The sequence below is a fragment of the Paenibacillus sp. Paensp111 genome, assembly GCF_059492195.1.
Genome location: NZ_CP168527.1, coordinates 2,477,433 through 2,497,188, shown reverse-complemented (window position 1 = coordinate 2,497,188; position 19,756 = coordinate 2,477,433). Strand labels below are relative to the sequence as shown.

The 19,756-nt window shown below is 46.9% G+C and carries 16 protein-coding genes; 9 read left to right on the top strand and 7 right to left on the bottom strand.

What is annotated here, in order from left to right; genetic code table 11:
• The first annotated feature begins 81 nt into the window (after nucleotides 1–81).
• Together ACEN86_RS11650 and ACEN86_RS11645 are read left to right on the top strand one after the other, a co-directional pair.
• Complete coding sequence (locus tag ACEN86_RS11650; protein WP_495630813.1) at nucleotides 82–3,594, top strand: S-layer homology domain-containing protein; 3,513 nt, start codon at nucleotides 82–84, stop codon at nucleotides 3,592–3,594.
• A 149-nt stretch (nucleotides 3,595–3,743) separates the two neighbouring features.
• Nucleotides 3,744–4,127: a nuclear transport factor 2 family protein gene (locus ACEN86_RS11645; protein WP_495630812.1), complete on the top strand. Its 384-nt coding sequence runs from the start codon at nucleotides 3,744–3,746 to the stop codon at nucleotides 4,125–4,127.
• A 106-nt stretch (nucleotides 4,128–4,233) separates the two neighbouring features.
• Here the strand turns inward: ACEN86_RS11645 and ACEN86_RS11640 are convergent, their stop codons facing one another.
• A complete protein-coding gene (locus ACEN86_RS11640) occupies nucleotides 4,234–4,578 on the bottom strand; it encodes an ArsR/SmtB family transcription factor (RefSeq protein ID WP_495630811.1) in 345 nt (114 codons plus the stop codon).
• Nucleotides 4,565–4,966 carry an SRPBCC family protein gene (locus ACEN86_RS11635; RefSeq protein WP_495630810.1) on the bottom strand — a complete coding sequence of 134 codons (402 nt, stop codon included), beginning with the start codon at nucleotides 4,964–4,966 and terminating at the stop codon, nucleotides 4,565–4,567. Before ACEN86_RS11635 ends, ACEN86_RS11640 begins: the two co-directional genes overlap by 14 nt.
• A gap of 165 nt (nucleotides 4,967–5,131) precedes the next feature.
• On the opposite strand from ACEN86_RS11635, the gene ACEN86_RS11630 reads away from it, so the two are divergent.
• From ACEN86_RS11630 to ACEN86_RS11605, 6 genes are all read left to right on the top strand, one after another.
• On the top strand, nucleotides 5,132–5,272 hold the full coding sequence (locus ACEN86_RS11630) for a hypothetical protein (protein WP_495630809.1): 141 nt from the start codon (nucleotides 5,132–5,134) through the stop codon (nucleotides 5,270–5,272).
• 184 nt (nucleotides 5,273–5,456) lie between these two features.
• On the top strand, nucleotides 5,457–6,350 hold the full coding sequence (locus ACEN86_RS11625; RefSeq protein ID WP_495630808.1) for a hypothetical protein: 894 nt from the start codon (nucleotides 5,457–5,459) through the stop codon (nucleotides 6,348–6,350).
• Nucleotides 6,351–6,483: 133 nt separating this feature from the next.
• Nucleotides 6,484–7,221 carry an ABC transporter ATP-binding protein gene (locus tag ACEN86_RS11620; RefSeq protein WP_495630807.1) on the top strand — a complete coding sequence of 246 codons (738 nt, stop codon included), beginning with the start codon at nucleotides 6,484–6,486 and terminating at the stop codon, nucleotides 7,219–7,221.
• Complete coding sequence (locus ACEN86_RS11615) at nucleotides 7,214–7,960, top strand: ABC transporter permease (protein WP_495630806.1); 747 nt, start codon at nucleotides 7,214–7,216, stop codon at nucleotides 7,958–7,960. Before ACEN86_RS11620 ends, ACEN86_RS11615 begins: the two co-directional genes overlap by 8 nt.
• Before the next feature lie 17 nt (nucleotides 7,961–7,977).
• Entirely contained in the window at nucleotides 7,978–9,456 is a 1,479-nt protein-coding gene (locus ACEN86_RS11610; RefSeq protein ID WP_495630805.1) for a sensor histidine kinase, read from the top strand.
• Complete coding sequence (locus ACEN86_RS11605; RefSeq protein WP_495630804.1) at nucleotides 9,453–10,139, top strand: response regulator transcription factor; 687 nt, start codon at nucleotides 9,453–9,455, stop codon at nucleotides 10,137–10,139. The genes ACEN86_RS11610 and ACEN86_RS11605 overlap by 4 nt, the downstream gene beginning before the upstream one ends.
• 72 nt (nucleotides 10,140–10,211) lie before the next feature.
• On the opposite strand, the gene ACEN86_RS11600 is transcribed toward ACEN86_RS11605, so the two are convergent.
• The 5 genes from ACEN86_RS11600 to ACEN86_RS11580 form a co-directional block, all read right to left on the bottom strand.
• Entirely contained in the window at nucleotides 10,212–11,711 is a 1,500-nt protein-coding gene (locus tag ACEN86_RS11600; RefSeq protein WP_495630803.1) for a response regulator, read from the bottom strand.
• An 11-nt stretch (nucleotides 11,712–11,722) separates the two neighbouring features.
• Nucleotides 11,723–13,540 carry a cache domain-containing sensor histidine kinase gene (locus ACEN86_RS11595; RefSeq protein ID WP_495630802.1) on the bottom strand — a complete coding sequence of 606 codons (1,818 nt, stop codon included), beginning with the start codon at nucleotides 13,538–13,540 and terminating at the stop codon, nucleotides 11,723–11,725.
• Between the two features lie 29 nt (nucleotides 13,541–13,569).
• Nucleotides 13,570–14,403 (bottom strand): carbohydrate ABC transporter permease, encoded by an 834-nt coding sequence (locus ACEN86_RS11590; RefSeq protein ID WP_495630801.1) that lies wholly within the window; start codon nucleotides 14,401–14,403, stop codon nucleotides 13,570–13,572.
• 2 nt (nucleotides 14,404–14,405) lie between these two features.
• Complete coding sequence (locus ACEN86_RS11585) at nucleotides 14,406–15,299, bottom strand: carbohydrate ABC transporter permease (protein ID WP_495630800.1); 894 nt, start codon at nucleotides 15,297–15,299, stop codon at nucleotides 14,406–14,408.
• 181 nt (nucleotides 15,300–15,480) lie between these two features.
• Nucleotides 15,481–16,791 (bottom strand): ABC transporter substrate-binding protein, encoded by a 1,311-nt coding sequence (locus ACEN86_RS11580; RefSeq protein ID WP_495630799.1) that lies wholly within the window; start codon nucleotides 16,789–16,791, stop codon nucleotides 15,481–15,483.
• Between the two features lie 313 nt (nucleotides 16,792–17,104).
• On the opposite strand from ACEN86_RS11580, the gene ACEN86_RS11575 reads away from it, so the two are divergent.
• Nucleotides 17,105–19,702: a glycosyl hydrolase gene (locus tag ACEN86_RS11575; protein ID WP_495630798.1), complete on the top strand. Its 2,598-nt coding sequence runs from the start codon at nucleotides 17,105–17,107 to the stop codon at nucleotides 19,700–19,702.
• Nucleotides 19,703–19,756 lie beyond the last annotated feature (54 nt).

The window sequence follows — 19,756 nt, the reverse complement described above, 5'->3', positions numbered from 1 at the left end:
GTGAGATCTGATTACTTTTTGCTAGTTAACTTAGTAATTGCATCCACTATAACTTTATGAATAAAGAATAGAGGGAATTATATGAGGCCAACACCAAGAAAGTGGCTTATTGCCTTAGCACTCATTGTCCTCACAGCCCCGGCAGCTTCTCCATCTTCGGCCGTAGCAGCAAGCGGGATTACTGTTGACAATTCAAGAGAAGGCCTTCCATTTCAAGACATCGGCAAGATGACTTCTGAACAAAAAGCAGGTATTAGGCAAGCTGTTCAAGCAGGCTTTCTGCATGGCGACCCTAATGGAGCATTCCGTCCATTTGATCTTCTAACTCGTCAAGAAATGGCGATGGTATTAACCCAGGTTCTAAATCTACCCGCTAAGAAGGTCAAGAGTGATTTTACCGATGTAGAGAGCTCAAGCTGGTCCAGCCCTTATATTGAAGCGGTTCATCAAGCGGGGCTTATGAATGGTGACGGCGACGGAAAATTCAGGCCCAAGGGCAAAGTAACAAGAGAAGAGATGGCTGTTCTGCTCATTCGGGCGTCTCAGCTATCCTCAGGAACAGACACAAGCGAGTTACGGAAGACAGCGGACTGGGAGCAGGTAAGTGTATGGGCTAAACCGTACGTAACTACTGCTTTGAACTCGGGATCCTTGGGTACGTCTAATGGGAAATTCGATCCCAGGAACAAGGTTACGCGGGGAGAAATGGCCCGGATTCTGCTTTCAACATTTATTCCCAAGGACCATCTGGCCCATCTTCAGCGCGTGGAAGACGGGAAAGTGCGGATTAACGGTATAGAATACAAGCTTGCCGATTCCGTTAAAGGTGTATTGAATTCAGACAACAGTGACGTTCTAAAGGACGCAGGCATTGAGTTCACCGCAGATCAGCACACGATTCGGTCCATTACCAAGCTTGAGATTCGATCAAGTGGCCAAGCCCCGCCTAGCTCAGCTCCTGAGTTCAGTAGTAACCTCGTGCTGGATGGTCTAGGCGCAGCTATCGATGGAGACCTTACCATTGCAGGAGATTTTGTAACAGTGAAGAATCTGGAGGTAATTAACGACTTCACGATTACGCCGAAGCTGGGGCATGACTTCTATGCCTACAAGCTAAAGGTTCATGGGGATTCGAGAATCCAGGGCGGTGACCAGCATACCGTGTTATTTGACTCCTCCCAGCTTCAAGCTGCAGAGGTATCTAAGCCCAATGTTCATGTAATTACGCAAAATGATTCTACTGTGCAGCAAATGACCGTCATCAGCGATGCGACGATTGAAAATGACACGTCCTCCACACTTCAGCAAGTTACTCTTGCCTCAGGGGCACAGCAAGTTGAATTGCAGGGAACTGTAAAACAGTTAACGGTCACTAGTAACCAGCCGTCTAAACTGACTGGCAACGCGGCGGTTGAATCACTAGTTGTTAACAATTCCGCACCGGTTAACCTTGCCTTTACAGGAACCATCGCTAATTTACAAGTGAATAATCCATCTGCAAGTGTTAATGTGAGTTCTGCGACGAATGTCATGAACACCGTTCTTGCGCCTGGCGTAACATCATCAGCGGTTGTTAGTAGTACGGCGGCGGCTACAGGAACAACGACTACACCCATGGCTAATACAGCCCCCTTATTGACTACAAAATATAGCGATCAAGAGGTTACTGTAGGAAGTGCGGATTCACAGGTTGATTTGCTCGGTCATTTTACGGATGCTGAGCAGACGGTTCTGAAGTATACAGCCGTGTCATTGAATTCTGCAGTATGTACGGTGAAGGTGGAAGGTACAAATTTAATCATTAAAGCGGTCGGAAAAGGAACTGCAACGATATCCCTGGCAGCTGATGACCTGGCTGGCAAAAAAACCGGAACTACATTCAAAGTTAAGGTTAACGAGCCTCCGGTCTCGGCAGGAATCCCGGATCAGAACAAGGAGCTAGGAAGCGGGGATGTCATCTTATTACTGGGCTCTTTATTCACAGACTCAGAGCATGATCCATTATCCTATGATATAACCATCGCCGATCCAACCATTGCAGCGTACTCTCTTGTAGGGGATAAGCTTGTGCTCACGCCAGCAGCGGCAGGGAACACAAATGTTACAGTCAAGGCCTCTGATGGCCGAGGTGGCAGCCTAAGCCAGAGCTTTCAGCTGACTGTAACGGCACCTGTGGCACAGAATCAAAAGCCGACCGTGACACAAGCTCCGGCGAACCAGTCGCTTATTATAGGAGACACAGACTATTCCTTAGACCTCGGATCCGTTTTTGCCGACCCTGAGCATGATACACTGAGTTATCAAGTTGTATCTACTGATGTAAATATCGCTTCAGCTGAGATAAATGGGGCACTGTTACAAATTCACGCCTTGAATCCAGGATCAACGACGATCCAGCTAAAGGCCCTTGACGGTTCCGGAAATGAAGAGAACACAAGCTTCCAGGTTGAAGTCACATCTCCTTCAACTCCGGCTCCAGATCCAACCCCGGATCCGGATCCGAGTCCAGTTCCGAATCCGGACCCGAATCCTAGTCCGAATCCAATCGGAGCAAATCAGGCGCCAGAAGTGGTAAGCTCCGTGTTTGAGCAAGTGTTAACTGTGGGCGTTACCAATCCGAGAACCTTTGATCTGACTCAATTGTTCCAGGATAAGGAGGGGGATCACTTAACCTATACAGCTGTCTCTCAGTCAGCTGATGCTGTGAATGCCGGGATTAATGGAGACATGTTGACTCTTGCTCCTGGTTCTTCAGCGGGGAATACGCAGGTAACCCTTACAGCGGACGATGGTCACGGTGGGACAGCGACATATGACTTAGCCGTTCGAAATGCTCCGCTCGTGACCAATGGTAAAGTCGAGATTCGTACGAAACAGTCGGTGCGAGATGCGGTTACTTATGATTTATCAGCCTATTTTCCAAATGAAACATCCTTCAAGGTGTATACAGGAACTCCTGACTCTACCTTTACAGGCCCAAGTATCTTAAATGGGACAATCTGGACGTGGAATGGAGATACGTCGCAATCGTTCTGGATTGTAGGTGCGAATGGATCAGCTGTTGTCATTCATGTTACAGCTGAGGTGCAAGGTCCTGAAGATCTGTATTTCTCACAGTATTTATCAATTGATAAGACCCGTACAGCGATTGAATTGTACTTCAACCCAGTTGGTGACACCTCTCAACCGATTGCAGGCGGATACGAACTAGAAATTCATCAGTACAATCCAGCAACCAATACGCCAAAAGTATGGAGCCAGCCTCTTCTTCAGTTTTATAAAGGAATGCCATATATCTTTATTGATACCATTTTTTATGACTTTTTTGATATCATTAATGCGTGGTATTACAACGATGAATTGGGACTATTCCAGTCCAACACAAATTTCACTACCGGTTATGTTCTGAAAAAGAACGGCCAGATCATTGACGTGCTGGGTGATCCGTACGGAACAACCCAATTCATGCCCAATGGCGGTACAATTGTACGTAAAAGTGGAATTAGATCGGGTTCGTCTTCCTTTAGCCAGGCAGGAGAATGGAACTCGTACCCGGTAAATACGCTGCAATTCTTTGGTAGTCACACTCCGTAACCTTTGGTAAATATTGATTAATAACACCCCGGCTATATCCGTATGGATTAGACCGGGGTGTTTATTTTTGCAGGATAGTTGCTGATAAAGGAAGGAAACTGGATATTACTGGTGAATATATAGGGGGGAGAGAGGAGAGGAGAATGAGGATGAACAGGGATTTGATGAAAGAAATTGTAGATAAATATATTGAGGCATACAATGCCTTCGATATCGAGGGTATGGTCAGATTGTTACATAAAGAGGTTCTGTTCCGGAACTTTTCAAATGGAGAAGTTACCACAGAGACCCATGGAATTGAAGAGTTCAGAGCGCTGGCGGAGAAGTCGACTACGATATTCTCAAGCCGATGCCAGACCGTGACGGATTACATATCTTCCGGTGACAAAGCAGAGGTGCAGATAGACTATGAAGGGGTTCTGGCTGTTGATCTGCCGAACGGCCTAAAGGCGGGCGATAAAATTCAGCTGCAAGGGAAGTCTGTATTCCAGAGCCAAGAAGGTAAATTGTCCGTAATAGAAGATTACAGCTGATAAGGTGTTGCTACACAGCTGGAAAAGGCCGCCGAGAACCTCTCGGCGACCTGAAAACTACAGCAGTTATGCTAAAGTGTTCCTTTGATCTGATGCTAATTCGATCTTACTTGGTATCCTCAGACTCCACATAGTTCTTGAGCAGAGCCATTTTGTTGTCCCAAAATCGTTCGTAGAAGCTCAGCCAACGCTTCAACTCAGTGAGCGGCTCGGGATCGAGGCGGTAACGGGTTTCCCGTCCGACCTTTCTCTCTTTGACAAGGCCTGCCTCTGCCAGTATTCTCAAATGCTTGGATACAGCTGTTCGGCTGATCGGATAGTGACCGCTTATGGCCGTCACTGGCATCTCCTGGTCTACGAGCATCTTAAGCAGGCTGCGCCGGGTGGGGTCCGCGATAGCCTGAAAGACATCATGCTTCGCAGACGCGGCATCCCCACTAGGCTTGGACATGTCTGCCAAGTCGCTGCCCAATCTCCGCCCAGCCGTGATTCATATTGTTATAAGGAACCTGATCTGCAGCATCCCAGCCGGCATGGATTAGGGTGAACTCGGTCTGTCCATCCAGTTCCTTTAATTCAAAAGTAATTGCCCAGTTCTTGGTCCAGCTGAATGAAAGCTTGGCAGGGGGGTCAAGCTCAGTTACTTTGCAAAGATTCTTGCCGTAGGGACCAGCATCAAGGTGAAATTCATGTCCAAGCTCAGCCTTGAAGTCGTTGGGCATGAACCAGGCGGCCATTCCTTCCGCAGTAGCAACAGCGTCCCATACCTTCTGAATCGGGGCGTTAAATGTAAAGGTGTGCCGAATGTCCGGCAGTGAATTTGAACTTAAATTGCTCATGTGATGTAACCTCCGAATGTTATGATGTAGACAACCTGATTATTTAATCGCAATCTGTTATGTAACCAAAAGGTTTCATATTGTGATTATAGGACACCCTTAGGTTTCGTGTCAATGCATGAAACCTGACCAAGTCGATCATGTTAATACATGGAGGTGATCGATTTGTCAGGTAGAAACAATAAGCCCAAGAATACAGGTCCAGCAGCCAGTCCCAGCCGGCTTGATCAGTTCGGACAGGAGCTTGCGGAGGATATGGTAACCAAAGTTGGTAAGGGCAATACATCTAGACGGGAAGAGAAGTAGGAACGTGCAGCAAATTACAGCAAGTCTCCGAGTTATTGGAGGCTTGCTGTTTTGTTTATAGGAGATTTCTTTTGGCATAGCTCGTTATGTTATTTAAGAAAATTTTAATAAATGGTTCACTGGCAATTTATTTCTTGCTTTTATCATAGCAATTGAAGTTAATCACAATCACAGGAGGTTCAATATGAAGAAGAAATGGCTGGTGTTAGGTAGTACGGTGGGTCTTAGTGCGGCGCTTATGGTGACAACAGGACTCAGTGCGATGGCAAGCTCTTCAGGTTATGAAGCGTACATGTCTGCTTTGAAGAACGCAAGAACAATCCAGAGTGTCACTTTACAAGGTGCCGCTTCCATTCAGGATAATGGAAAAGTGTTGGAGACAGCGAATGCCGAATTCAAAATGAATGGGCAGAGCGGGGCTATGAGCGGGACGGCGGATATCGCGGCAGGAGGAGAGCATCAGAAGCTTAGTATCTATAACCAGAATAATCAGACGATTCTAAAAACAGACGGCAGTGATACTTACTATGTGAAGCAGGATAAGAATGAATCCCATTTCAAGAAAATGGATCATTCTACTGATCCAGAGACTTCCCGCCAAATAGGGACGGTCATTGATGCTCTGGTCGGTAATCTGAAAGATTATGTGAACTTGGACTCGGCTGCAGATGGGACCAAGATGATCTCCATGCAGCTTGATCAAGCGCAGCTTCCTGCTGTTGTCAATGCGATTGCTCCCCTTGCTATCAAAGAAGCAACAAAGCACAGGGATGAGATGCAGTCTAAAGACAGCACATCCCAGGTTCTCCCTTTCCATAAGCATCTTCTAAAAGATGAACTGCCACAGCTAACCCAAGATATTAAGATTGATCATGTCTCCGTAAAAGCAACTGTCAATGCCTCGAACTATATTCAGCACCAGGAAGCGGACTTGACGGTGTCCGGTAAAGATGCCGCCGGGACGGCTCATCAACTGGTTATTCATTTGCAGACCGACTTCACTGGGTTTAACAGTACCACACCGGATACCCTTGATTTAAAGGGCAAGAAGGTTCAAACCTTGAAATCGAGCCGATAAGGCGTCTTTAAGGCAGATAACAAGAACAAATAACTTGATTTACGGTTGGAACAGAAGGGACAGAAGGGATAGACAGGAAAGGCACCTTTTATCGGCCTGTCTGTCCCTATTTTCTTACTTGGAGGGATTTCATTTGGAATCTGTACTGAAGACAGTTAACCTGGGCAAGCGGTATAGAAATGACAGGGGCATATATCAGATGGAGCTGGAGCTTCATACAGGGGATGTATATGGCTTGCTCGGTCCCAACGGGGCCGGCAAGACTACATTTCTGAAGGCTATAACCGGATTAATCCGTTATGACCACGGGACCGTGTCCTTATTTGGTGAGGAAGGCGTTGTCAGCTATGGCAAAGGCCTTGAGCAGGTGGGATGCATGATCGAATCCGCGGACTTCCATGAGTTCCTCAGTGCCAGGCAGTATCTTCAAAGTGTTGCCAGGTTCTATCCTCATGTTAAGGCCAGTAGGATTGATGAGCTCCTGGAATACACCGGGCTTGCCTACGTGCGTAAGGATAAGATTAAAGGCTTCTCAGCCGGGATGAAGCAGAAGCTTGCGCTAGCGGCCGCCGTACTGCCGGAGCCAAAGTTAGTCATTCTTGACGAACCTACGAATGGTCTGGACATCGAAGGGGTTGTTATGTTCCGAAAGCTGATAATGAGCATGAATGAGCAGAAGAAGACCACCTTCCTGATATCCAGCCATATGATTCATGAGCTCGAGCAGCTTTGCAATCGGGTAGGCGTTGTCGTTCAAGGGCGGCTGATCAAGGAAGGTTATGTCACAGACCTGCTGGCACATAATCAGTCCCTGGAGGAGTTCTATATTGAGCAGCTACAAGGCAAGAGAGAGGAGATTCGGCATGCATAAGTGGAAGGCTTCTTATATGAATGAGCTTAATCTGTTATTTTATCGGAGAAAAGCTTATCTGATCGCCATAGTCTCGGCAGTTCTCCCGGTGCTGGTTGCCTTGGCACTTAAAGGACTTGAACCGCTGCTTGCCCTGATTGCCGTAGGATCCTCATTTCCAATTGAAATGCTGAGTCTGTACACGAGCTTATGGATCCCCCTTGTGATCCTGACGCTTACCGCAGATCTCTTCCCAAATGAGATCGCATCCCGAACGCTTAAGCTTGCTTTCCTCAGACCTGTTACAAGGCTGCAGGTGTTCATGAGCAGGGCCGCCGTGCTGGCTACAGCAGTCGGTGGAATTCTGGTGATTCTGTTCATCACGACATTGTTATGCACTCTATTTGCAGGAACTCTGAATGGCTCCGGCGAAGTTCTAAGTAACTTGAAAGCCTTTGCTGCCGCATTTGTCGCCATGCTAGCGATAAGCGCCGTCTTTGTATTCATAGCCCAATTCTTCAAAAGCGTCAGCGGATTCGTCATTGCAGCGCTCATACTGTATGCAGTGTTCAAAATTGCACCGTTTCTGATAAGTTCTTTCTCGGCTTTTTCGCCCTTGAACTATACAGACTGGCATAGGCTATGGCTTAGTTCCTATGTGCGGCCAGGCACGCTAGCTACAGGCACCTTGTTCCTGCTGGCCAGCAGTGTCTTGTTCTTCTCACTGGGCTACTTCAAGTTTGATCGCACACAGGTCTAAGATAAAGGAAGATGTAAATGTCCATCCGGTTAAAATTAATCCTCTCTTACGCAGCTATGCTGGTAGTCCCGTTAATTTTGATGGTGATTACGGCTTTACTGCTCACTTTTGTATTCAAGGGAGATCTTCAGGCTTTGCATGAGAAGTATGGATATTCCAAGGACTATTATGAGGATCACAGTCTGGAACGTCTGGTGAAGGAAATAGGCAGGACCGCGAAGAGCAGCCCCGCCATGTTATCGGATTCCGGCTATCTTAGAGAGCTTTCAGATGAGCTTGATCTTACCAATTCCAATCTGATTGTCCGCAAGGAGGGGCATTTCATTTATGTATCACCTTCCCTGAAGAACAAGGGTATTCTATCGGTACTGGATAAGTATCAGGTGGAAGGTACGACCCGGAAGAATGAATCCCTCAAGTATGACAAAGAGTCGATTAACATGACACTCTACAATTTCACTTTTGCAGATCATCAGCCAGGAACTGTATATGTAATTACCAGTGTGAATCCAGTAATTCATTTTGTGCAAAAATTCGCTTTTATTTTATTCCTAAGTCTGATCTTCATTCTTATACTAACTCACAGTCTGCTGACTTATTTCGTATCCAGAAGCATCATCCGGCCTTTGAACAAATTAAAAGATGCCACCAAGCGGATCAAATCAGGGGATCTGAACTCCGAGCTTCAATTTACGAACAAAGATGAGATAGGAGAACTGAGTCTTGCTTTCGAGCAAATGCGGGTACAGCTCAAGGAATCCATTGAAACCCAGCTTCAATATGAAGAGAACCGCAAAGAGCTAGTCTCAAATATCTCGCATGATCTGAGAACGCCGCTTACGGCGATCCGTGGGTATCTGGAAGGGATTGGAGATGGAGTAGCGGATACTCCAGATAAAGTGAAGAAATATATGGATATTATCTCTCTCAAGGCAGAGGAGATGGACCATTTAATTGATGAGCTGTTTCTGTTTTCCAAGCTGGATCTTAACCGTCTTCCCTTTCATTTCGAACAGATTAACCTGCGTTCCTTTCTTGCCGATTGGTCCGAGGAACTTCGGTTCGAGCTTAACAAACAGGGGATCCAGTTCGAATCTGATATTCAGGCGGCTGAAGGGACGAAGATCTCTATAGACCGGGATAAGATCCGGCGGGTATTCTCGAATATCATCAGCAATAGCTTGAAATACATGGACAAAACTGACAAAGAAATTAAGCTTAAAGCTTATGAAGCGAGAGGACATCTGGTTCTCTCCATTACAGATAATGGGCAGGGAATCGCTCCAGAGGCTCTCCCTTACGTGTTTGAACGATTTTATAGAGAAGATCCATCGCGGAACAGCGTTACAGGGGGGAGTGGACTGGGCCTTGCGATAGCGAGACAGATGATTGAAGGGCATCGGGGTAGTATTCAGGCAGAAAGTGTGAAGGGTGTTGGCACCAGCATACGAATTACCCTCCCGCTTATACCATATCAAGAGGGTGACATAGCTTGAAAAGTATTCTAATTGTAGAAGATGAACAGCTTATTGCGGAACTTGAGAGAGATTATCTTGAAGTAAACGGCTATCAGGTAGAGATTGCCTTTGACGGGCAGAAGGGACTTGAACTGGGGCTTAGCGGACAGTATGATTTGGTCCTCCTGGATCTGATGCTGCCCGGGATGAACGGTTTCGAGGTCTGCAGACAGATTCGCGCCGTCTCAAATGTGCCGATTCTTATGGTTACCGCCAAGAAGGAAGATATTGACGTCATAAGAGGACTGGGTCTGGGTGCGGATGATTACATTACGAAGCCTTTCAAACCAGGAGAATTGGTAGCTAGAGTGAAGGCGCATCTTGCCAGATATGAGCGGCTAATCGGAGATAAGGCCGTGCCGAACGAAATTCGGATCCGGGATCTACGGATTGATGCCGATTCCCGAAGAGTGTTTCTTCAGGAGAACGAAGTTACCCTGACGACGAAGGAGTTCGATCTGCTTCAATTCCTTGCCCAGAATCCGAACCGGGTCTTTAGCAAGAATCATCTGTTCGACAGTGTCTGGGGCTTCGATTCCTTAGGTGATGCCCAGACCGTTACCGTTCATATCCGAAAGCTGCGCGAGAAGATCGAGACCGGTCCATCGAGAACAGAATACATTGAGACCGTGTGGGGAGCTGGATACCGTTTCCGAAACTAAGAAAAGCCTGAAAATTCAGGCTTTTTATTTTGGGCAAATTACTGGATTGGCATGCTGCCGCCCGTTAGACGATTAACGGGAGATTAGGCCGGATTGTCTGGAAATTTGTTTGTAGGTATTGGGAGTAACCCCTACAATCCTCTTGAAGAGCTTGTTGAAATAAGCAGGATCTGCATAGCCAACCTCTGCACCAATACTGTGAATCTTCATCCCTGGCTCCGTCTTAAGAAGATGCTTGGCCTTGTTAATGCGGACTTCAATCATATAATCCGTTAAGGTGAGTCCGGTCTCCTGCTTGAACAGCTTACTTAAGTAGCTGGGAGTCAAGAACACCATTTGGGCTAGCTCATTAAGGTCGGCCTGCTGATTGTAGTTAGCGGTGATCCATTGCTTTACTGTCTCCACGGCATTTGCTCCCATGCACATCCGCCGGGTTCGAATCTCGGTGAACATGGAGTGGAACGCATTGATAAATTGCTGTTCCAATTCGGTATACGTCATACTTGCCATCAGAATTCTCTCTAATTCAGCGTTAGTATGATAGATCAAATCCAATTCCTGCAGCTCATGGGCTGCGATTTCTTTGATCCACTGTGCGTACTCCAGGTAGGTTTCGGGCTCGGCGTATTCGGATTTCAAGGCTGCAAGTCCTTTAGTAATCCAGCTCATAATATTCTCAAGATTCAGGATTTGCAGCTCGTGAATCAGTTCGGATCTGCCGCCGGTTAACTTGTCAAGGGTACATGGTGAGCGAAGGTCCATATCCTGAATGTTGGCAATGTGCAGATAGGAATCGCTATAAATGCCCCGATCACAAGCTTGCTTGGCCTCCAAATAGGCTGGATAGAAGTCTGCAAGTTCTGTATAGGAACGGCTGATTCCTATGTGGAGAGTAGGCCTGGTCGGTACGGAAGAGACAATAGAGCTGCAGAAAGTCCGAAGCTCGTGATCGGTAAGCTCCTTCTCGGAATAACAGACCATTATCTGCAATCTTTCTTGAAGATCCAGCCGGTCAATCAACAGAGGCGTGTTCGTCTGCTCAATTTGCAGGTCTCCCGGGCGGCTCATTTTGATGGCGACAAGCGTGAAGCAGGGGCGAGGTAGCATAAGCTCTGGCAGCAGCAGGGATGAAGGAGCCCGGCTTAGCAGGATTGACAGGAGAAGTCCTCTGCGCTGCCGATCCTCTTTGAGCCGGGCTGCTGCTTTCTCCTCGCTGAGCCGGTATAGAAGTTCGAACAGCTGATCTTTATTGATAGGCTTAAGCAAATAATCTACAGCTGAATACTTGATCGCTTCCCTGGCATAATTGAACTCTGTGAAACCGCTCATTAGAATGGAGCGAATTTGAGGACGTCTTTCTTTAAGCTCCCGAATTAATTCAAGGCCTCCAATTTGGGGCATCCGAATGTCGGTGAGGATGACATCAATTTCGTTCAAATTAATGTTCTCCAGCACCTCCTGACCATCCGAGCAGCTGGCTGTAATTTGGAAATCGGGGCTTTCTTTGTGGATCATATGGGCAAGGCCTTCACGAATTAAGACCTCATCATCTACAATCACAATACGCAGCAATGGGGTTCCCCCTATCCTATATTGTTCATCTCTGTTGTGTTGGACAATCCATCAATCCTGAGCGTTACGGTTGTGCCTACTCCAGGTGTGCTGTCTACTTGAAGACCATAAGAATAGCCGTAATGGAGACAGAGGCGTTCATTTACATTGCGAAGACCGATTCCGAATTTCTCTCCGGCGTCTGAGGTCCGAAGATTTTGATTGAGCGCTTGAAGTTTCTCCTGATCCATGCCAACTCCATTGTCTGTAACCGAGAACAGAACTGTATCCTGCTCACGCCAGGTGGAGATCGTAAGAAGCCCGGTGCCAAACTTCTTCTCAAGTCCGTGAAATACCGCATTCTCTACAATGGGCTGAAAGACCAGTTTAAGAACGGGGAGATCAAGGAAAGCATCCGGTACGTCAATCAATAGTTCGAATTTGCCTGGGAAACGAATCTGCAGCAGCTGAAAATAATTCCTGACATGATCAAGCTCCTGAGCGATCGTAACCGTCTCTTCACTACGGACAATGCTGTATCTCATTTGCAGTCCAAGCAAATAGGTGAGCTCTGCCACACGCGGGTCATCGTTACTCTCTGCCAGCATACGGATGGATTCCAGCGTGTTGTAGATGAAATGCGGATTGATCTGGCTCTGAAGCGCGCGCATATCCGCCTTTTGCTTACGCTTCTCGGTAAGAGAGACCTCCTCCAGCAGATCTTTAATCCGGTTAATCATCCTGTTGAATTGACCGCCGAGCAGTCCAATCTCGTCATTGTATTTGGGACTCAGGGATACCCCAAGGTTCCCGCGCTGAACCTGCTTCATTAAGCGGACCATGGATTTGAGCGGCTTGGTAAGCGCGTAGGAGATCACGGTCGCTACACATAAGGCAAACCCAATAATAATCAAGGTAGTCACAATTAATGCTGAGCGGTTCTGTTCAAAGGATGAAAGGATGTGGCTCAGCGGAATGTTAACAAGCGTCACCCATCCTGTTACTGGGGATACATTGTACACCGTTAAATAGGAATGACCTTCAATGTCGGATTGGAAAGAGCCTCTGGGCGCCTTGACTTCCCGCACTAAGCTCTTTAGCTGCTTCGAAGGGTCAAAGCTGCTGTTCTTGCTGGCAAATAGCACTTTACCCTGGGAATCCACAATGATGGAGCTGCCTCGAGTAACTTGATTCACAGGGTCCAGAATTTCACTCAGCATGTTCGTGTCTGTATCAAAGACAATAATCCCGATATCCTTGAGTGTACTTGCGGACTTGATCGTCCGGACCACACTGAACACGTCCTTGCTTCCATTCAGATTGACCCGGATCGTATGCTTGCCCGTCAGAATGGGAGTGGAGCCGTTATTCCGGATTAAATTGTTCCACATGCCCCTCTGTTCATAGGGATAGAGTTCATTAATGGTCGTATTCTTGTCATAGAAGACCGAACCGTATTTATCGACAATATAGACCGCAGTAATCTTGTCCTTGGTATGGCTGAGATAGCTGAGGAACATGGATATACTCACGTTTTTATCCCAATTGGTAACTTTTTGTTCCAAATAATACTGGACATCCTTGTTATACAAAGGAAGAACGGTATAGCGCTTCAAATCGGCTACATAACTGTCGATCGTATCGGAGACATTGGTCGTCATTTGAGCCGCATTATTCGTGGCATTCTGAAGAACGGACTCCAGGGTCGAGCGGGCAGAAAGGTAGCTGACATAGGTGATCGGCAATGAAATGAGAAAGACAAAGATGACGATCAGCTTTTTTTGCATGGAAAGGTTGGCTAGGAACAACCATCCGCGGTGCAGGGCAGCACGTATTATTGAGAACTTCACTTCGTGGCCTTCCTTTCCATCCCTTAAGCCTACTTCACCGCACCGCTGGTCACGCCTTCAAAAATATACTTCTGCAGGAAGAAATACAGAATTACGGTCGGCAGAAGTATCACCAGGATTGCTGCGCAGATCAGATTCCAATCCGCTGTATTTACACCCTGGAATCTCATAAGTACCGTGGTTACTACGCCAAGGCTTTGTTTGGGCATGTATAAGTAGGGAATATACATATCATTGTAGATGCTAATTGTCTTCAATATGACCAGTGTAGCTGTTGCGGGTGTCAGCAAAGGGAATATAATGGACCGGTAAATTTTAAATAAAGAAGCTCCTTCAACCATGGCGCTTTCATCTAAATCTACGGGAATGTTCCGGATGAATTGAAGATATAAGATAATTTGGATCACATCGGCGCCAATATATAGAATGATAGGGGCTCCCAGCGTATTGTACAAGCCCAGACTCTTAATAATACCAAAAGTAGCGACTTGAGTTGTGATACTTGGAATGATGGTGGCTACAAGATAAGCGCCGAAGATAACCGGCTTCAGCTTGAAGCTGAACCGTCCCAGTACATAGGCAACCATCGTACCGAACAGAATGTTTAGAGCCAGAGCAACGACTATAATGATGAGAATATTGCCAAAGCCGCTGAGCAAATGTCCCCGCTTGAACACGATCAGGAAATTATCCATATTGAAAAAGCTCTTGGGAAGCGCCATTGAATTAGTAGTGTTAAATTCATCCGTAGATTTGAAGGCATTTACTAGCACAACGTAAGGTGGGAAGAGCACCACGAACACGCCTGCGAGCAGGGTTAAGTATTTAATGATATCGATAACTCGAAATTTTGATTTTCCCATGGCTATTTGTTACCTCCCCGGTTAAGAACAAGCTGCTGAATCAAGAGGACAAAGACGACAAAGAACAGCAGAATGATGCTCATGGCCGAAGCGAGTCCGTAGTTGTTGTAAGCAAAGGCGGTCTCGACAACACGCTGTACATAAGTCTGACTGGCACCTGCTGGACCGCCCTTGGTCAGGACGAAAGGAAGATCAAATACTTCAAGCGCACCTGTAACGGTAAGGAACAGATTTAGCTGGATAACCGGCTTCATATTAGGAAGTGTGATTCTCCATAAGGTCTGCATGGAGCCAGCTCCGTCTATCTTGGCTGCTTCGAAGATATCACGCGGAATCGCCTGCAGGGAAGCGATATAAATAACCATGTTATAACCCATAAAACGCCACAATCCTGTTGAAGCCAGGGAGTAATTGACCAAGCCTTCAGTACCGAGCCAGCTGGTCTGGGAGAGACCGGACAGGCCAAGGTTCCCGAGCAGAAGATTGAGGGAGCCGTTCGTTGTGTCAAATACATAACCGAACATGAAGGCTACCGCAACGCCGTTCATGATATAAGGCAAGAATAATAGAATGCGGAAGAAGTTCTTCCCGCGAAGCCGATTACTCAGAATGACTGCAAAATAAATCGCGATAATGTTCTGCACGACACCCATGACGAAATAAGCAAAGTTGTGCTCAAAGACCTTAAAGATATCCGGATTGCTGAATACCTCACGGTAATTCGCCAGTCCAACCCATGGCTTCTCAGGGCTGTAGCCGTCCCAATTGGTGAAGCTGAAGTAGATCAGCTTGATCGCCGGATAGTAGGTGAACACGCCTAGCAGGAGCAGAGGAATGGTCAGGAAAGACACAATAATGATCGTTTTTTGCTTATTGTAGGACATGGTTCCAAACATCGATCAGACCTTCTTTCTCAAATCTTCAGGTTTTAAATGAAAATGGATTATCCGAAGGAGATAATCCATTTTCATATTTGTGACTAGATGGATTGAACTAAAGACTGCGTGGTTAATTCTCTTGAACAACAAGCGCTAGCCATAATCCATACATTCATATCTTAAGTTCATTCCATCTAGATTAGTGCTTTACTTCTTTTCTTGCTTTAGCCCAGGCCGCGTTCCATTTGTCGAGTACCTTTTGTGGATCTGAAGCAAGTACGAATTCTTGGGCAACAGCAGGCAGATCAAGCTGTGCTTTGTTGCTGATGTCTGTAACTACAGGATCATCGACTGTACCTTCTTGAAGCTTAACTCCGCCGGACTGGAACTCTTTAAGTTGCGGGAGCTTGGACTCCTTGTCCTTGAGTGGAGGAATGAATCCAGCGAAATCCTCATAGCCCGAATCCTCGAGCATCCATTTTACGAAAGCCTTTGCCGCATCAACATTCTCGCTGTCCTTGGCTACAGCGTAGAAGAAGTCTGGACTGAGTGCTGCAGAAGGAGTGCCTGAGTTATCATATGGCAGTGGGAAGAAACCTACGTTATCCGAAGTGGTTCCGGCTCCGATAACCTGGTTAATGACCCAGTTACCCAGGAAGTACATGCCGAATTTGCCTGAAGCAATGTCTTTCTTGGACTGTTCCCAATTCGTCGAGTTGATGTCTTTCTCCAGGTAACCCTTTTCGTTAAGCTCACGAAGCAAGCTCATCGCTTTACCGTATCCGTTGTCCATGGTGAATGGCGTATCGGTGTTCAATTTGTCATTCGGGAAGCTAGGATTGTTCTCGATCAGACGAGGTAGATCATAGACCCAGTTGTTCAGCGGCCATTTATCCTTAAAGTTGGAAGCTAGAGGGACGATGCCTTTCTGCTTCAGCTTCTCGCAGGCTGCGAGGAATTCATCCCATGTTTTGGGAACAGCCGTGATGCCTGCATCAGCAAATGCTTTCTTGTTATATACAATCCCTGAAGTAGAGTTACCGGATGTAATTCCGTACACTTTACCATCAGCTGCTTTGAAGTCTTTAAATGTAATACGGTCATTAAGTCCAAGGTCATCTAAAGGAGCGAAATATTTAGGAAGATCTGAGTTCGGAATGGTTGGGATGAACATGACGTCAGGAAGCTCCTGACTGGCCATTCTAACTTTAGCCTGCTGGTTGTAATCTGTCTGAGAAGGCTCGAGTTCGACTTCGATATTCGGATATTTTTCATGGAACCGTTTGAGGTAATCGTCGTATTCCTTCCCGATCATATCTGTCCGGTTGGTAAGGAAGGTGATCTTGCCGCTGATGTCAGCGCCTTCCTTCGCCGTCGTCTTCGTTGAAGTGTTCGTGTCCGTCTTCGCGGCTGAATCACCGCCGCTTGTACTATCAGAACCGCAGCCCGACAGCAGCATGGACATAACCATTACCATGGATATCCCCGATGAGAACAATTTTTTCTTCAATTCATTCGCCCCTTTTCATTTTTGTTAGCGTTTACATGGTCATTATATAGCTGTTTTGATTTTGATTTAAAGGTACTCAAATGTGATTTATTGTTCTGAATTATCCTGTTTGAGCAGAGATAGAGGTTCAGCTTATACACAACTATAACAAAATACAATGAATCATAAAGGTAGACAAGAGAGTTATATAAAAACAAATACAGTCCCTATATTTATTGGAGATGGCTTGCTACAATCCCTATTAAACCGCTTACATTATAGATGTGACGCGGTTTTCTCTACCATTCCACATGAATACGTTAAGGAGGTAATTATGAAGAACTTTCAGAAAGCATGGATTACTCTGCTCACCGTTATGCTCATGATGACCGCGATGTCACCGGCACTGGCTTCCAGCGCCAAGAAGCAGATAGGACAATCTTCGGGAACGCAGAAGAAGATCAATCTGGCAGACTCTGAAGCCACGGCCAGTACACGCTCCCTATTTGTATACCTGCAGAGTATCCGGGGCCAGCACACGCTGTTCGGTCATCAGCATGCAACGGATGAAGCCCTGTCTGCGAAGACAGGTACGGGGCCCGCTTCCGATGCCAAAAGCGCGGTCGGTGATTATCCGGCCTTGTTCGGATGGGATACGCTGAGTCTGGAAGGCCTTGAGAAGCCCGGAACCGCTGCCAACACACCAGCACAGAACCGGGATAATCTTGTGAAGAGTATGAGACAGGCCTATGACATGGGCGGCGTGCTGACCCTGAGCTCTCATATGCCTAACTTTGTAACTGGCAAGGACTTCTATGATACTACCGGAAACGTGGTAAGTCACATCCTGCCTGGCGGGGACAAGCACGCACAATACAATGCATTCCTGGATCAAATTGCGGACTTCGCCCACCATCTTAAGGATGGGAAGGGAAATAACATTCCGGTCATCTTCCGGCCGTTCCATGAACAGAATGGAGGCTGGTTCTGGTGGGGAGCTCCGTATGCAACCAAGGAGCAGTATATTGAAATCTATCGTTATACGGTGGAATACTTAAGGGATGTTAAGGGTGTACACAACTTCCTGTACGCTTTCTCCCCGGGCAGCCCATTTAACAACCTCGATACTACGTATCTGAAGACTTATCCGGGAGATGACTATGTGGATATCCTGGGATTTGATACGTATTACGACGGCAGCAACCAAGGCTGGTTCGATACGGTTGTAGATGATGCGAAGCTGATCTCCAAGCTGGCGGATGCCAAGGGAAAAGTAGCGGCTTTTACGGAGTTTGGTTATTCTGGCGTGAAGCCTGCGGGTACAGCGGATAAGAACTTCTATACGAAGTTAATCCGGGCCATGCAGTCCGATCCTGATGCCAGCCGTATGGCATACATGCTGACTTGGGCGAACTTCAACTATGACTCGATCTTTGTGCCTTACCGGAACTCCGCGCAATACGGGGATCATGAGCTTCTTCCTGACTTTGTGAATTATTATAAAGATCCATACACCTATTTCAGCCGCGATCTGAAGAATGTATATAAGAACAAAGCTGTCACTGTAAAAGAACAGCCCTTCATGCATATCGTCTCGCCGACCGGACAAGAGACCATCCGGACAAATACCACAACAATCCGGGCAAGAGTGCTGAACCAGAATGTGTCCAAGGTCGTGTACTCTATCGGCAATTCAACCGCTGAATACCCGATGACACTTGCCAAGAACGGTTACTACCAGGCAGAATGGACGCCATCGGCAGACCTGAATGGCAAAGGGACTGAGCTAACCGTTAAGACCTATGCTAAGAATAAGACAATACTCAAGCAGACGATTACGGTGTATGTGGGAATTCCTGAGATTCCGCTCAAGACTCTAACTTTTGATCAAGGAATTGATGAGGTTCGTAACAACGGAACTTGGCCGACTACCATGGAATCCCAGTTTTCTTATGCCAAAGTTGCAGATGACGGAAAGCTAAGAATTGACGTGAAGAATATGGTATCTTCCGATTCGTGGCAGGAACTGAAGATCGGACTGAGCAAGATCACGGCTAAGGACCTCAAGAACGTGAACCGCGTTTCTTTTGATGCATGGATTCCTGTGTCTGCTGGATCCAAGAATGTGGAAGCCAGTGTGCACGGAGCGGCCGAACTGCCGCCAAGCACCTCCAAATTCGAGACAAAGGCTCCTTCCAAGCTGACGGAACTGAATACCGTTACGGTGGGAGGAACCGTCTATGGCAAATATACAGCTTCTATAGATCTTACTGACGACAAGCTCAGACAAGCTGCAGAAGGACTATCGATTGCGTTAATCGGCAGTGGTCTTGAATATTCGGGACCGATCTATGTGGATAACATACGCTTGATTAATGCCTACACGGGGGAGTCCACCGATCCTTATCTGGTAGATGGTTATGAAGGTTACAAGGGAAGTACGGATCTGCTTCGTGCAGCCTACAGTCCTAACGGAGATACCAATACCATCTCGCTGGATACCGCACATAAGGCGTCAGGCGAATACGGAATGAAGCTGGATTATACCCTGGCTGGCCAGGGGTATACCGGGGTCACCCTCAATCTGGGGAGCCGTGACTGGTCATCCCGCAATAAGCTGAAGTTGTGGCTAGAACCGGATGGCAAGAACAAGAAGCTGGTGATCCAGGTGAAAGCTAGCGATGTCTCCTTTGAATATTATCCTTCCTTGGCAGATACAACTCCGCGGTGGGTGGAGATTCCATTCTCGGACTTCGTTGTAGCTTCTTGGGACACAAGCAATGCAGGTAAGAAGCTGGATGCCGCAAGCGCAGCCAAAGTCCAGGCGTTCTCCGTGTATGTGAATGCCCCGGCCGGTGAGAGCTACACCAAGGATAATCCGTTCAAAAGCACCATTTATATAGATGGTATTGAAGCCATCTCATCCAATTAAGCTAAGATTGCACAAGCAAGGGGCTGTCCTGGTAACCATTCAAATGGCTGCCGG

Excerpts from the sequence above, each read along its gene's own strand:
- ACEN86_RS11640 (WP_495630811.1), bottom strand. The coding sequence starts at position 4,578 with ATGTCCAAGCCTAGTGGGGATGCCGCGTCTGCGAAGCATGATGTCTTT.
- ACEN86_RS11615 (WP_495630806.1), top strand. The coding sequence starts at position 7,214 with ATGCATAAGTGGAAGGCTTCTTATATGAATGAGCTTAATCTGTTATTT.
- ACEN86_RS11590 (WP_495630801.1), bottom strand. The coding sequence starts at position 14,403 with ATGGGAAAATCAAAATTTCGAGTTATCGATATCATTAAATACTTAACC.
- ACEN86_RS11575 (WP_495630798.1), top strand. The coding sequence starts at position 17,105 with ATGAAGAACTTTCAGAAAGCATGGATTACTCTGCTCACCGTTATGCTC.
- ACEN86_RS11645 (WP_495630812.1), top strand. The coding sequence starts at position 3,744 with ATGAACAGGGATTTGATGAAAGAAATTGTAGATAAATATATTGAGGCA.
- ACEN86_RS11585 (WP_495630800.1), bottom strand. The coding sequence starts at position 15,299 with ATGTTTGGAACCATGTCCTACAATAAGCAAAAAACGATCATTATTGTG.
- ACEN86_RS11610 (WP_495630805.1), top strand. The coding sequence starts at position 7,978 with ATGTCCATCCGGTTAAAATTAATCCTCTCTTACGCAGCTATGCTGGTA.
- ACEN86_RS11635 (WP_495630810.1), bottom strand. The coding sequence starts at position 4,966 with ATGAGCAATTTAAGTTCAAATTCACTGCCGGACATTCGGCACACCTTT.
- ACEN86_RS11650 (WP_495630813.1), top strand. The coding sequence starts at position 82 with ATGAGGCCAACACCAAGAAAGTGGCTTATTGCCTTAGCACTCATTGTC.
- ACEN86_RS11625 (WP_495630808.1), top strand. The coding sequence starts at position 5,457 with ATGAAGAAGAAATGGCTGGTGTTAGGTAGTACGGTGGGTCTTAGTGCG.